The sequence below is a fragment of the Candidatus Thermoplasmatota archaeon genome (assembly GCA_035541015.1).
Taxonomy (GTDB): domain Archaea; phylum Thermoplasmatota; class SW-10-69-26; order JACQPN01; family JAIVGT01; genus DATLFM01.
The window spans coordinates 35,137-48,434 of record DATLFM010000024.1 but is presented as its reverse complement, the minus strand read 5'-3'; the positions used below and the strand labels follow the sequence as shown (position 1 = coordinate 48,434).

Annotated in this window: 13 protein-coding genes; 5 read left to right on the top strand and 8 right to left on the bottom strand. The window is 72.0% G+C overall.

The window, feature by feature from the left end:
- Positions 1-629 (top strand): hypothetical protein (locus tag VM681_02415; protein ID HVL86852.1); only part of this gene is annotated, 629 nt, incomplete at its 5' end.
- A gap of 234 nt (positions 630-863) precedes the next feature.
- Here VM681_02415 and VM681_02410 read toward each other — a convergent pair.
- A complete protein-coding gene (locus tag VM681_02410) occupies positions 864-2,351 on the bottom strand; it encodes an aldehyde dehydrogenase family protein (GenBank protein HVL86851.1) in 1,488 nt (495 codons plus the stop codon).
- 131 nt (positions 2,352-2,482) lie between these two features.
- Here VM681_02410 and VM681_02405 point away from each other — a divergent pair, with 131 nt between their 5' ends.
- Positions 2,483-2,680, top strand: coding sequence for a hypothetical protein (locus VM681_02405; protein ID HVL86850.1), 198 nt, complete (start codon positions 2,483-2,485; stop codon positions 2,678-2,680).
- Here the strand turns inward: VM681_02405 and VM681_02400 are convergent.
- The gene (locus tag VM681_02400) at positions 2,677-3,495 is read right to left on the bottom strand and encodes a universal stress protein (protein HVL86849.1); all 819 of its coding nucleotides are present in this window, start codon (positions 3,493-3,495) and stop codon (positions 2,677-2,679) included. The genes VM681_02405 and VM681_02400 overlap by 4 nt on opposite strands.
- A complete protein-coding gene (locus VM681_02395) occupies positions 3,492-4,535 on the bottom strand; it encodes a hypothetical protein (protein HVL86848.1) in 1,044 nt (347 codons plus the stop codon). The genes VM681_02400 and VM681_02395 overlap by 4 nt, the downstream gene beginning before the upstream one ends.
- 124 nt (positions 4,536-4,659) lie before the next feature.
- On the opposite strand from VM681_02395, the gene VM681_02390 reads away from it, so the two are divergent.
- Positions 4,660-5,553: an Mrp/NBP35 family ATP-binding protein gene (locus tag VM681_02390; GenBank protein ID HVL86847.1), complete on the top strand. Its 894-nt coding sequence runs from the start codon at positions 4,660-4,662 to the stop codon at positions 5,551-5,553.
- A gap of 46 nt (positions 5,554-5,599) precedes the next feature.
- Here VM681_02390 and VM681_02385 read toward each other — a convergent pair whose 3' ends face one another.
- From VM681_02385 to VM681_02370, 4 genes are read right to left on the bottom strand one after another with little or no spacing between them, the layout of a single operon-like run.
- A complete protein-coding gene (locus tag VM681_02385; protein HVL86846.1) occupies positions 5,600-6,619 on the bottom strand; it encodes a hypothetical protein in 1,020 nt (339 codons plus the stop codon).
- A 59-nt stretch (positions 6,620-6,678) separates the two neighbouring features.
- Positions 6,679-9,642, bottom strand: coding sequence for a hypothetical protein (locus VM681_02380; protein HVL86845.1), 2,964 nt, complete (start codon positions 9,640-9,642; stop codon positions 6,679-6,681).
- Positions 9,639-10,325, bottom strand: coding sequence for an ABC transporter ATP-binding protein (locus VM681_02375; protein HVL86844.1), 687 nt, complete (start codon positions 10,323-10,325; stop codon positions 9,639-9,641). Before VM681_02375 ends, VM681_02380 begins: the two co-directional genes overlap by 4 nt.
- A 26-nt stretch (positions 10,326-10,351) precedes the next feature.
- Positions 10,352-11,524, bottom strand: a complete 1,173-nt coding sequence (locus tag VM681_02370) for a flavoprotein (protein HVL86843.1) — start codon at positions 11,522-11,524, stop codon at positions 10,352-10,354.
- A gap of 122 nt (positions 11,525-11,646) precedes the next feature.
- On the opposite strand from VM681_02370, the gene VM681_02365 reads away from it, so the two are divergent.
- On the top strand, positions 11,647-12,222 hold the full coding sequence (locus VM681_02365) for an AAA family ATPase (GenBank protein ID HVL86842.1): 576 nt from the start codon (positions 11,647-11,649) through the stop codon (positions 12,220-12,222).
- The gene (locus tag VM681_02360) at positions 12,219-12,821 is read left to right on the top strand and encodes an RNA-binding domain-containing protein (GenBank protein HVL86841.1); all 603 of its coding nucleotides are present in this window, start codon (positions 12,219-12,221) and stop codon (positions 12,819-12,821) included. The genes VM681_02365 and VM681_02360 overlap by 4 nt, the downstream gene beginning before the upstream one ends.
- Here the strand turns inward: VM681_02360 and VM681_02355 are convergent.
- The gene (locus tag VM681_02355) at positions 12,818-13,183 is read right to left on the bottom strand and encodes a hypothetical protein (GenBank protein ID HVL86840.1); all 366 of its coding nucleotides are present in this window, start codon (positions 13,181-13,183) and stop codon (positions 12,818-12,820) included. The genes VM681_02360 and VM681_02355 overlap by 4 nt on opposite strands.
- Between the last annotated feature and the right edge of the window lie 115 nt (positions 13,184-13,298).

Below are 13,298 nucleotides of genomic sequence, written 5' to 3'. Positions count from 1 at the left end.
GCGATCTCGACTGCGTCCAAGCGCCCCCGCCTTGGCCCCTCGTCGTCCTCGTCGGGCCGGGAGAAGCTCGTCCAGTCGTGCTCGCCCACGAACGCGAGGAGCGCGCGGGCAAGCTTGCGGTCGTCGAGGCCCGACGCCGCTACCGCTACTTCCTGCCGGCGTCGGGCCTCGACGACCGCAAGCTTGCCCGCGCGCTCCTCGCGTTCGTGGGCGAGCACGACTGGACGAGCTTCTCCCGGCCCGACGAGGACGACGAGGGGCCAAGGCGGGGGCGCTTGGACGCAGTCGAGATCGCCGATCGGGGAGCCATGGTGGCCCTCGACGTCACCGCACCCTCGTTCCGTTGGAACCAGGTGCGGCGCATGGTGGAGGCCGCCCGGCGCGTGGCGGCCGGCGAAGCCTCGCTTGAGTCCGTCGAGGCCGCGCTTGCGGGAAAGGAGGCGGTGGACCTCGGGCTTGCGCCGGCGGAGAACCTCGTCCTTCTCGACGTGGACGTCGGCGTTGCCTTCGCGCTTCCGGAGCCGGCAAGCGCGCGGGTGCTCGAGGACTTGGGCCGCAGGCTCTTTGCCCTCGCGGTGGAGCGCGAGGTCCTAGGAGCGGTGCACGAAGCGGTGCTGGAACGAGAATAGGGGGCGGCGGGCGCGGCCGATGGCCGCGCCTTCGCGCGCCTCCGAAGGCCGGTTTTTCCGACCAAGGATTCCCGCTGTCGTGCGGACCGTGGGGGGTCGCGTCCGCGCCCGGCGGTGGGCGCCGGGGCGAGGATCCTCCAAGCCTCCGGGCCGTCGTTCCCCGGCGGGGAAATAAGGGTTTTGGCGAGTCGTTGTTCGGATGCCCCAGGAGGGCGGTTTCCAACGGAGACCGGCCTACTCCTTGTCGATCTGGGCCCGCTGGAGCCTGTCCGAGTAGTCCACGAAGACGGCCTTCTGCTCCGTGAACTCGTCCACGGCCGTGGTCCCCGCCTCGCGGCCGCCGTTCCCGGTGTTCTTCGTGCCGCCAAAGGGCAGGTGCACCTCGGCGCCGATCGTGGGAGCGTTCACGTACGTGATGCCCGTGTCGAGCGCCTCGATGGCCCGGAAGGCGTGGTTGACGTTCCGCGTGTAGATCGAGGACGAGAGGCCGTACTCGACGTCGTTTGCCACGCGGACGGCCTCGTCGAAGTCGCGCACCTTGAGGACCGAGAGCACGGGGCCGAAGATCTCCTCCTTGGTGATCCGCATCCCGTGACGCGCCTCGAAGATCGTGGGCGCGTAGAAGAATCCCTTGTCGTAGGCGCCGCCCGTGAGTCGCTTGCCGCCCGAGAGGAGCTTCGCCTTGTCCTCCGTAAGGCCGATCTTCACGTACTTCTCGACCGTGGCAAGCTGGTCTTCGCTGTGGACGGGCCCCATCTGAGTCGCGCTCTCCAGGGGATTTCCGACGGCAAATGTGCGAAGGCGATCGGCGAGGCGGGCGACGAGCTCGTCATACACGCGCTCGTGCACGATGAGGCGCGAGGTCGCCGTGCAGCGCTGGCCGGACGTCCCGAAGGCGCCCCACAGGACGCCGTCGAGCGCAAGGTCGAGGTTCGCGTCGTCGAGCACGATCTGCGGGTTCTTGCCGCCCATCTCGAGCTCGACGCTCTTGAGCAGGCCCGCCGCGCGCGTGTAGACGTCCCGCCCGGCCGTCGTGCCGCCCGTGAAGCTCACGTGCGCGACCGCCGGGTTCTCTGCGATCTCGCGACCCACGACCGATCCGTCGCCCGTGACGAGGTTGAGCACGCCCGGCGGAAGGCCGGCCTCCTCGAGGACTTCGACAAGCGCGGCCGCGCAAAGCGGCGTCGTGCTCGCGGGCTTGAAGACGCAGGTGTTTCCGGCGACAAGCGCCGCGCCCGTTTTCCAGCTCGGGATCGCGATGGGGAAGTTCCACGGCGTGATGAGGCCGACGGCGCCCTTCGGACGGCGCACCCACATGGCAAACTTGCTCTTGAGCTCGGAGGTGGTCGTTTCGCCCAGCAGGCGGCGGCCCTCGCCGGCGATGTACTCGTAGAAGTCGATCGCCTCCTGGACGTCGCCTGCGCCCTCGGGAAGGACCTTGCCCATCTCCTTTGTCACAAGCTCGGAGAGCTCCTTCTTGCGGCGGCGGAGGATGCGCGCGGCCTCGAGGAGGATCTCCCCCCGGCGGGGCGCGGGCGTGGCCGCCCAGGAGGGGTACGCGCGCTTGGCCGCCTCGATGGCGGAGCGGGTGTCCTCGCGCGTGGCCTTGGGGAAGCGGGCGAGCACCTCGCCCGTGGCCGGGTTGATCGTGTCGAGGCGGTCCTTCGACGACGCGTCCGTCCACTTTCCGTCGACGTAAAGGCCGTACTCCTTGGCAGCCATGGGAACTCCCTTGGCCGTCCAAACCCGGGGCCCGTTATAGCCTTTGGGCCGCACCCGGGCCGGCGTGGCGTCCCACGCGACCGGCGGGAAGGTCCGAGAAGCTTATAACCGGACGCCGCATTGCGCGCGGCGTGGCCACCGTGTTCGGACGCGGAAACGACGGCGCGCAGACGGGCATGCCCTTCACCCTGGCGATGCTTCTCCTCGTGCTGCCGTGGATCGTGATCCCCGTGAACGCCCTGTTCCTGGGCGGGGATCTCCTGCTGTTCCTCCTCATGTTCCTCGTCTTTGGAATCGGCGTGCTCCTGGCCGGCGCCTTCGAGAGCTAAGGCGCCCACGCCCGCACGACGAGCACGCTCGAAGGAACGTGCCCGATGACGTAGTCGGCGACGTCGAGCGTGAGCCTTCCTCCGCGCGTGCTCTCGTGCGAGCCCACGACGACGAGGTCGTACCCTCCATCGTGCACCTCCTGCACGATCTCCTCGACGACAAGCCCGACCCTCGTGCGAACGCCGCCCTGGACGCCCCGCGCGCGCAAGGCCCGCTCGGCGTTCGCGAGCGCCTGCGCCGCCGGATGCTCGAGCTCCAGGAGCTGCCCGATCTCAAGCGGGCCCTCCGACTCAAGCGGCATGTGCGAGAGGACGTGGAGGACGTGGAGCCGCGCCCCGCCGCGTTGCGCAAGGTCGATCGCCGCATCGACGGGGTCGCTTGCGCCCGAGCCGGCCGTGCAGGCGAGCACGTTCTGGATCGTCCGCCGCTTGCCGCGCACGAGAAGGACGTTCGTGTGGATGTGCCGCACCGTAAGCGGCACGAGCAGGCGCCCCGTGAGCGCGTCGAGCCCTCCCAGGCGCGCGAGCACCACGAGGTCGTACTTGCCCGCGTTTGCGATGCGGGGAAGCTCCCACTCGATGAGCCCCACGGCCGAGAGGCGCTCGCGGGCGGGAACCTCTCCCATGGCCTCGTCGGCGCGCTGGTACGCGCGGATCCGCCGGTCGAACGAGTGCGTGAGCGAGAGCATCGTCACGGAGGCCGACAGCAGGCGCGCCAGGTGCCCTGCGATGGCGGCCGCGTCGGCGCCCTCGGGGCTGTCGTGGACGACAAGCAGGATGCGCCGGCGGGGCGCAGCGTCGTCGGGGGGCTTCACAGGACCAGCAGCAGCAGCGGACATAGCACGAGCACCACGAGGAACACGAGGAGCGATCGCGTGGAGGAGACGATGGTGTTGGTCAACGACATGAGCCTTTCTTCGTAGGGCGTGTAGAAGAGCCCGATCACGACGAGCGAAACGACGAAGACGGCCGCCATCTCGGCGAGCACGACCGTGAACCCGGCGCCCGCCACGATGGCGGCAAGCAGCGTGTCGATGAAGGTCGTGATGTTGGCGCCCATGATGTACGGGATGAGGTTCTCGCGCCGCACGTAGCCTTTGGCCGACAGGGGGACGAGAAGCGAGATCGAGACGGAAACGGAGAGCGTGAGCGCCGTGACGGCCATGCCAAAGGCGAACATGACGCTCGGTCGGTAGATGCGGCCCGCCATGCGCGGGACGCGGCCGCTGCGAGGATCGAAGTCCGGCACGGCGCGGTCGAACAGCGACAACGCGCCCGCGACCGTGGCCAACCCGAGGAGGAACGTGGGGACGCCGCCCAACGCCTGCAGCGCGGCGTCGGCCACGCGCCCGAACGTGAGATCGATCACGTCGGCGACCTGCGGCGGCGTGCCCACCTGGATCCCGTCGAGCGCGCCCGAGGAAAAGACGAAGTACCCAAGCGCAAGCGCGGGCAGGTAGATCGTGATCGTGACCATGAGCGCTAGCACGCCCGTCATGAGGCTCGTGTGGCGCGCGTGCCCGCGAAGCTGGTAGATGAAGCCGATGAGCAGCACGACCATGGCCGCGCCAAACCGGCTGCCGCCGATCATGAAGAAGGCCTCGATGTTCGTGAGAAGCCCGCCGCCCAGAAGCCCGATCGCCGTCGCCGCCACGGGCGATCCCGACAGCGCCACGTAGGAGAGAAGCCACCCAAAGCCCAACGCCGACACGGGCCCGTCCACCTGCAGGAAGCCCCGCACGAAAGGCTGGATGGAGCTTGCCCCGTTCTTCAGCAGAAGGATCGCGAGCACGAAGAGGGAAAGCGCGGCAAGCGCAAGGGCAAGGCGGCCCGCCGCGGACGTCGCACGACCCATCGGACGCCCGGACCGCCGCGCGGGGTCTTAAGCTCGGCGAACACGCGGCGCCACGTACGCGCAAGCGATGGCCGCGCGCCGCGTCCCCGCAACCTCTAGATACTACGAACGGCTACGAGGCGCGATGGCCACGCCCCCGCCCCCCGCCGGCCCGCGTTCCGGCGCCCTTCCGCAGGCCAACCCGGAAGCGCAGCAGCGGGCGCGAGCGTTCCTGGCGCGCGTCCAGATGATGGAGCGCATCAAGAACAACCTCGACCGCATCGACCGCAAGATCGTCGTCATGAGCGGCAAGGGCGGCGTCGGCAAGACGACCGTCTGCGTGAACCTCGCCGCGACCTTCGCGCGCGCGGGCAAGCGCGTGGGCGTGCTCGACGCCGACCTCACGAACCCGAACGTCCCGAAGATGCTCGGCGTCGAGGGCGCGCGGGTTGCAAGCGACGGCGAGCGCCTCGTTCCCGTCGCCGCCCACGGCATGAAGGTCGTCTCCACGGGCTTCCTCGCGCAGGACCCCAACAAGCCCATCATCTGGCGCGGCCCCATCAAGATCGGCGTGCTGCAGCAGTTCCTCGGCGACGTCGCGTGGGGCGACCTCGACTTCCTCTTCTTCGACCTTCCGCCCGGCACAAGCGACGAGCCCCTCTCCATCGCGCAGGAGATCCCGCAGGCGGACGGCGCCGTCGTCGTGACGACGCCGCAGGAGGTCTCCGTGCTCGACATCGTGAAGTCCATCGGCTTTGCAAAGGCGCTCAACCTGCGCGTGCTTGGCATCGTCGAGAACATGTCCGGCTTCGTGTGCCCGCACTGCCAACAGGAGACGCCCGTGTTTGCAAAGGGCGGCGGCGAGCGCGCGGCCCGCGAGACGGGCGTCCCCTTCCTCGGCTCGATCCCGCTGCACCCGCCCATCGCGCGGCACGGCGACGAGGGCGTGCCCTTCGTGCTCGGCGACGAGGACAGCGCCGCGGCAAAGGCCTTCCAGCAGGTCGTCGCCGAGCTCGAGAAGCGCCTGCCGGCGCGCTGAGCCCGTCAATGTATACGTATGTATACATCTGTATACGTTGTGCGCGTTAGGGCGCCGTCCCGTAGTACTCCCACGCGCCGGCGAGCATGACCGTCGCCGTCGTGGTGCCCGTGAGCGTGACCTCGACGCGCCAGTTGCCCGCGCGCGGCTGGTCGATCGTCTCGAAGCGGAACTCGTCGGTCTGGCTCTGCAGGAACGTGCGCTCGTAGACGGCGCGCCCCGCGGGGTCGCTGATGCGCACGTCGGCGCGCTCGTTGGCGCTGCTGCCCACCTGCACGCGGACGTTGAACGCGAGGACGTCGTAGGGCTTGCGTTCCTTGGAGCTCGCGCCGTCCACGAGCACCGTTCGCGAGTACGTCTGCGCAAGCCCGCCGGGCGGGCCGAAGGTCTCCTGGAAGAGGTCGTCGCCGCGGACGAAGTAGGCCGTCTCCCGCACGTTCGTGCGGTGCTCGGAAACCTGCAGGTCGTGCAGCACCTGGCCGCGCCCGTCGGTGACTTGGAGCTTCGAGAACCACTTGATCTGCGGGATGAAGTCGTACGCGAGGCGGAAGCCCGCGTTGTTGGTGGCCACGATCTCGAAGCCGGGACGGGGGCCCATGCGCGTGGGAATGTCCTCGCGGTAGGTCGCCGTGGCGCGAAGCGTGCCCTTGTGGAGCGAGAGGAAGAGGTCCGTGTCCCACGTGTCGCCGTCGCGGATGGGGAAGCGGTACATGGCGCGCGGCTCGCCCTTCTCGTAGATGGCGAGGTTGCCCTTCTGGATGCGGCCGAGCTGCGGGTTCACGTTGAAGAGCGCGTGGACGAGCGCCTGCGTGCGGTCCGTGACGCCCACCCAATAGTGGTTGCCGTCGTCGTCGTAGGCCACCATCGTGGACGTGGAGGCGGGAAACTCGGAGGTCTGCGCCGTGTAGGTCCACGCGTCGCCGAGGTTCCAGCGGGGGATGTGCGCGACGGGGTCCTCGTCTCCTCCGTTGCCGTTGGGCGGGGGCGGAGGCGGCGTCGGGCCGGCGCAGCCCGCAAGCGTGCCGGCCAGAAACAGGACGGAAAGCGCGACGGCGCGCGAGTTCATCGCGCGGCCGAAGCCGCGACCTCGCAAAGTATTTTGTGGTCGCGGCGGCAACGCGTTCGTCAACGCAGCTCCTGCATCGTCTCGCGGTCGACCCGCCGCACCGACGACCGCGCGAGGGCGACGGCCATGGCGACCGCGACGGCAAAGAGGGCCGCCAGGAGCCAAACCGCCGTCCTCGCGAGGGCAAGCGCGTCGACCGGAAGGAGCGGGAAGGCGAGGCCGGAGATGCGGTCGAGCGCGGCGGCGGCCGGAAGCGCAAGCGCAAGCGAGAGGGCGAACGCGACCAGGAGCGGCAGGGCCACCTCGACGGCAAGCCCGGCCGCGACGGCGTTCCGGGATGCCCCAAGGGCCAGGAGCACGCCGTCGGCCGCGCGGCGCTCCGCCCGCGCGCGAAGGCCCAAGAGGACGACGAGAAGGAACGAGGTCGCCACGCCGACGAGCGCAAGCGCCTGCAGCGTCGCCCCCGCGCGCACCTGGCCCGCGAGGCGCTCCTGCACGAGCGCGTTGGCGGAGAGGGCCGACGCGCCCGCGTCGCGGAAGAGGTCCTGGTAGCGCGCGGCAAACGCGTCGGCGTCGGCGCCCGGGTCGAGGAGCACGCGCTGCTCGCCGGCAAGCGCGGTGAAGTGCACGGGCAGCGCCTGCTTGGAGACGTACACGCCCTCGAGCAGGCGCGTCTCGACGACGCCAACGACGCGGTAGGAGAGCGCGCCAAGCGGGCCTTCGAGACGGATCTCGTCCGAGCCGAGGGACGCGTGCACGGAGGAGCTCACGACGGCAAGGTCGCTCGACGTCGCCACGGCGAGGAAGGGGTCGTGCACGGACGGGTCGAGCGAGCGGACCGCGTGGCGGTGCCGCTGCGCGAAGGACGTGTCGATGCCGTACACCGTCTGCTCGCGCGTGGACGCCGAGTGCAGCCCCACGCCCGTGACGCGCATGAGCGCGTCGATGCCAAGCGTCTCGCGCAGCAGCGCGCGCGCCGCCTCGGCGCGCGCGGGCTCGCGCGGCAGGACCGCCGTGGCGTCCTCCACGAAGCCGGGCAGCGCAACGACGACGGCGTAGCCGCCCGCTTCGCGCTGCGGGTCGGGCGCGGCGGCGCTCGCAAGCGCAAGGCCCGCGAAGAGGCTCGCAAGGACAAGCGTGGTGGCGGCGGCCGCGACGGCGTGCGCGCGGTGGGAGCGTCGCGTCCGGAACCATCCGAGCGCGGAGGGCGAAAGCGCGCGGGGGCGCGCGAGGAGGGGCTCGGCCCACGGCGCCACGAGGATGGCCGTGGCAAAGGCGGCGGCCGCAAGCGCGGCCGAGGAGAAGGCCTCCGTGGGCGCCTCGGGCGCAAGGGCAAGCAGAAGGACGGCGCTTGCCAGAAGCGGCGCGGCCAGGAGGATGCGCGCGCGGGCGGGAGCCGGCGGCGAGGAGGGCCGCGGCGCGCGGCCTTGGACGGCGCGGCGAAGCGACCACCACACGGAGAGCGCAACCGGCACGGCGGCCGCCAAGGGGACGAGGAGGACGGCAAGCCCGGGCGCAAGCGCGCCGCCGTGCGCAAGGCCAAGGCCGCGGGCAAGGAAGCTTCCCAGAAGCGGCGAGGCCGCAAGCGCCAGGAGAACGCCGGCACCAAAGGCGGGCGCAAGGTGCAGCGCGGCAAGGCCCCAGGTCGTGCGGCGGCGCGCTCCCAGCGCGGAGAGGACGCGAACCTCGCTCGCCAGGCGACCCGTGTGGAACCCGGCGGCCCACGTCGCAAGGAGAAGGCCCGCGACCGCGCCCGGCCCAACGGCGACGGCGAGAAGGCGCTCGGTCGTGGACAGCCGGGCCTCGCGCTCCTCGCGTAAGCGGCTTGCCGTCGCGTCGAGCGCAAGGCCCCGCAGCGGGTCAAGTGTCGAGCCGGCGCCCTCCCTGGCGCGGGCGAGGACGCCTTCGACTCGCGAGGCAAGCGGGGGCGGCATGCCCGCGAGCGCGTCCTCGCCGGGCGCGGCGAGCACGAGAAGACCCGAGGCCTGGCCGGCAAGGTCGAGCTCCGCCTGGAGATCGGAGAGCGCCACGACCGCAAGGCCGTGCGCGCCGGGGCCAAGCGCGGAGAGATCGGCCCGCACGAGCGCGCGCTCGATGCGGGCCTGCTCGAGGAGCCCCACCTGCGCGGCCACGGCGCGCCATCCCTGCCCCGACAGGAGGCGACCGAGCGCTTGCGCGTCGCGCGCGTCGAAGACGCTTGCGTGCTCGAACCGGAAGGCGACGCCCTGCGCGAGCTTCGCGTGGACAAGCGCGGTCCAGCGGCCCGCCGCCGGGGCCTCGATCGTGAGGTTGGGAAGGACGGGCGCGGCGGGCGTGCCCGCGTCGTCGAGGATCGGATCGCCCGAGGGCGGCAGAAGCTCGAGGTCGAAGTCGGTTCCCGCGTCGGCCGTGGACAATCGCGCCTCCAGCCGGCGCGCGCCTTCGGGAACGGCGAACTCGAAGCGGAAGACGTCGTTGTCGCTGTGCACGTACGTGTTGCCGACGCGGCTTGCAAGGAAGAGCGAACCTTGCGCGCTGTCGGCCACGCGCACCTCTTGTGCCGGCGCCTGCTGCACGCGGAAGGTGGCGCGCGCGGGCGCAAGACCGGAGGCGCCCGGGTCCCACAAGGCCTCGCCGGCAGCCGGTTCGGGCAGGCCCAACGCGCGCAGGCTCTCGGACGAAAGGCCCAGGAGGCGAACGCCCGCGTGCGTGCGCTCCCCGGAGGAGGCGAGCGCCTCTCGCTCGAGATGGACGGGGAACGCGGTCTGGGGCGCAACGCCGGGCCGCGCGGCCTGCGCAAGCTCGCCTTGGAGCGCCTCCAGCCGCTCTTGCGCAACCGTGTAGCCGCCGGGCGTGAGGACCGTGCCGAGCACGCGGCCCAACGCGCGGGCGTCCGTGTCGCGCTCGGCCTGCCGCGCGTCCGAGAGCGCAAGGTCGCTTGCGCCCACAAGAAGCGTCGCGGCGAGAACGCCAAGGGCGACAAGCAGCGGGCCCGCGGGCCGGCGCGTCCAGACGCGCGCCGCCGACCGAAGGGCGAGGCTCACGCCGGCAGCTCCTGCGGCGCGAGCGCGCCGTCGCGCAGCCGCAGCGAGCGCGTGGCGCGCGAGGCCATCACGTCGTCGTGCGTCACGACGACCGCGGCGCGCTCGCCCTCGCGCACGAAGCGCGCGATGGCGTCTGCCACAAGGGCGGCGCTCTCGTGGTCCAGGCTTGCGGTGGGCTCGTCGGCCAGCAGCAGGCGCGGCTCCTTGGAGAGCGCCCGCGCCACGCTTGCGCGCTGCGCCTCGCCCCCGGAGACCTCCGCCGGGAAGCGGTCGGCAAGCGCGCGCAGGCCCACCGCGGTGAGCGCGGCGCGCGCCTGCTCCCTGGCAGCCGCGGGGGCAAACCCGCGGATGCGAGCGGCCAGCGCCGCGTTCTCGAGAAGCGTGAGCTCGGGAACGAGCGCCGGGTCCTGGAAGACGAAGCCCACCTCGCGCGCGCGAAGCGCCAGGCGCTCGGCCGTGGACAGCCGCGCGAGGTCGTGGCCCAGGACGTGGACGGTTCCCTCGTCGGGAGCGTCAAGCCCGCTCACGAGGTTGAGAAGCGTCGTCTTGCCGGAGCCCGAGCGGCCGCGCACGGCCACCACTTCGCCGGGCAAGAGTTCGAGCGTGACGCCCGCAAGCGCCCGGACGGCCGCCGCGCCCCGGCCGTAGGTCTTGGCGAGGTCGCGCGCGACGAGCACGTGCATCGAGAGCGGACGGGCGCCCCGCTATTTTAACGCCGCGGGAAAACGGCCTCGAGCAGGGCGGCGGCGAGCGCCTCGCGGGTTCCCTCGAAGGGCTGCGCCGACCGAGCCGCCACGAGGAGCGCCCGCGTGCGCGCGGCGGAGACGTCCTCGACGCGGTTCCCCACCACAAGCGTCGCGTCGAGCCGCGCGCGAAGCTCCTGCGCGCGGCGGCGAAGCGCCGCGTCGTCCCCGCCCGCTTGGGCCTTCCAGGCGACAAGCGGCCCGGCGAAGTGCTTCCGGACCGCGTCGACGAACTTCGGAAGCGGGCGCAGGGGAACCTCGCCGGGCCCGTTTGCCCGTGCGGCGGGGGCGTAGTCGCCGACGGCCGCCGGGACGAACACCGCGTCGAAGCCGCGGGCAAGCGGCGCAAGCGCGAGGAGGTCGTCCACGGTCGAAAAGCGGCGGAAGCCAATCCACGTCGGAACCGGCTCCTCGACGTCGCCCATCCAAAGCTCCACCTCCGCGCCCCGACGGAACGCCTCCTCCGCAAGGGCAACGCCCGTCGCGCCCGAGGCGCGGTTCGTGAGCACGAGATCCTCCGCCAGCGGCTCGGCCGTGGGCCCGGCCACGACAAGCACGCGGCGGTTGGCAAGCGGCCGGCCGGAGAGGAGCCGACGCGCGTGCGCGTCGATCTCCTCGATGGAGGCCATCTTCGCCGCCTCCTCCTCCATCCGCGCGGCAAGCACGACGGCCCCGCGGGCCCGCAGCCGCGCGAGGTTCTCCTGCACGGGCGGATTCGCGAGCATCGTCGCGTGCATGGCCGGCGCGACGAGAATCGGGACGCGCGCCGCAAGCGTGGTGGCGAAGGTGAGAAGGGCGTTGTCGTCGACGCCAAGCGCGACTTTCGACACCGTATTGGCCGTCGCGGGCGCAAGGACGAGAAGATCGGCCCCGCCGCCCCTCGCGTCGCCAAGCGCGGCCACGTGCTCGCCGCGGCCCGAGAGCGACGTCACGGCGGGCTTGCAACCCACCGCCGCAAACGCGGGCGGCCGCACGAGCCGCTGCGCGGCCGGCGAGAGGACCGGCAGCACCGACGCGCCGTCGCGCACCCACCTCTCCGCAAGCGTGGGCGCCACGACGGCTGCGATGCTGCCCGAGACGCCAAGGACGATGCGCTTCCCGGCAAGCGGAAGCCCGGGCGAGACCGTGCGGCGCGCCAACGGGCGCCCATGCCAGCGGAGGCGCTTAGCGTTTCCGGACCCGCGGCCCGCCGTTTTCCTGCGCAAGTGCGCAGGAACCCTCCCCGTCACGGTTATCTGCCCGCCCGCGCTCCGCCTCGTGGATGCGCGTCATCGCCTTCACGGGCCTGCCCGGCGCGGGCAAGACCGTCGCCGCCGACGTCGCGCGCGAGATGGGCCTGCCCGTCGCGCGCATGGGCGACTGCGTGTGGGACGAGGTGCGCGCGCGGGAGCTTCCCCTCACCGAGGAGAACGTGGCGCGCGTGGCGCGCGAGATGCGCGAGCGGCACGGCCCGGCGATTTGGGCCAAGCTCACGCTTGGCCGCGTCGCGCATCGCGGCTACGACCTCCTCGTCGTCGACGGCGTGCGCAGCCCGGACGAGGTGGACCACCTGCGGGCGACGCTCCGGCGCGACTTCCTGCTCGTGGCCGTCGTGGCCGACGAGGCGACGCGCTGGCGTCGCATCCAGGAGCGCAAGCGCCACGACGAGACGGCCGACCACGCGCTCTTTGCCGCGCGCGACGCTCGCGAGAAGGCCTTCGGGATCGAGCGCGCCATGGCGGCGGCCAACGTCACGATCCACAACGACGGCGGGCTCGAGCCGCTGCGCGCGAGCATCCGCGCAATCCTGGAAACCGCCGCCGGCGGCAAGTGGCCAAGCGGGGGCGCGCCGCCGTGATCGTCGCACGCGTGTCGGCGGCCGTGCAGCCCACGGAGGACCCGGCGCTCGTGGAGCGGGCCGTGCGCGCGTTCTTCCCGGGCGCCGCGCTCGAAACGACCGGCGCGCGCGTCGCGGGCAGCGAGGAGGGCGCAAAGGGGCTCGCGGAGGCCATCGCGCGCGCCAAGATCGCGGACACGGCGCGCGCCATCCTGCTCGGGAACCTTTCGCGCGACGAGCGCACGACGGCGTTTGAGATCAACAAGCAGGCCGCCGTCGCGGGCCGGCTCAACTTCGCCACCGTGCGAGGTCCGCTTGGCGACATCGTCGTGCGCCTCGAAGCCGACGCGCCCGAGGAGCTTCGCGCGTTCATCGACCGCGCCGCGCCGGACACGCGGGCCAAGAAGTATCGCGAGGCGCTCTCGCCCGCGGATCTTCGGGAGCTCCTGCGCGCGCAACGGCGCGAGTGGACGCCCGAGGAGATGCTCGAAGGATCCGAGGAACCTTCCGAACCGTCGGCGGAGGCGGAAGAGCCGGAGGAAGAAGAAGGACGGCCGGGACCCGGAGGGAAGGCGGGCGATCGACGGGCCCCGGCCGACGACAAGCGGCCAGGCGGCTAGCCGCTTGCGGAGGCGCCCGCGGCGGCGCGGGCGCGGTCGAACAGATCCCGCAGGAGCGCGCCAAGGCCCGTGAGGCCGTCGGCAAACGCCTGCTGGATCGCGGTCAGCTTCTCGGCCACGCGCTCGGGAACGTGCTCGAGCGCGACGGCAAGCCCGCGGCCGCGCGAAGGCTCCGAGGCGGGGCCGGCCTCGTTCCCCGAGTCGCCGGTTTCCTCCGGCTGGGATCCCGAGGGCAGCTCGCGGTTGCTTCGTTCGGAGGCGTTCTCGATTCCCCGGTTCGACGCGGCTGGGAGCGAGGCGGCAAGGGCGGCCGTCGAGAGCACGAGCGCAGCGGCGAGCGCGGCGATGCGTAGGGTTCGCATTTCGTTCACCGCCGCCGCAGGCGACCTCCGGGGTATACCTCGCTTGTGATGCAAGGATCGAAGCGTCCGGGCGGCGTTTGAGGCTTGGTCCCAAAGCCTAAGACGAGTCACCCTC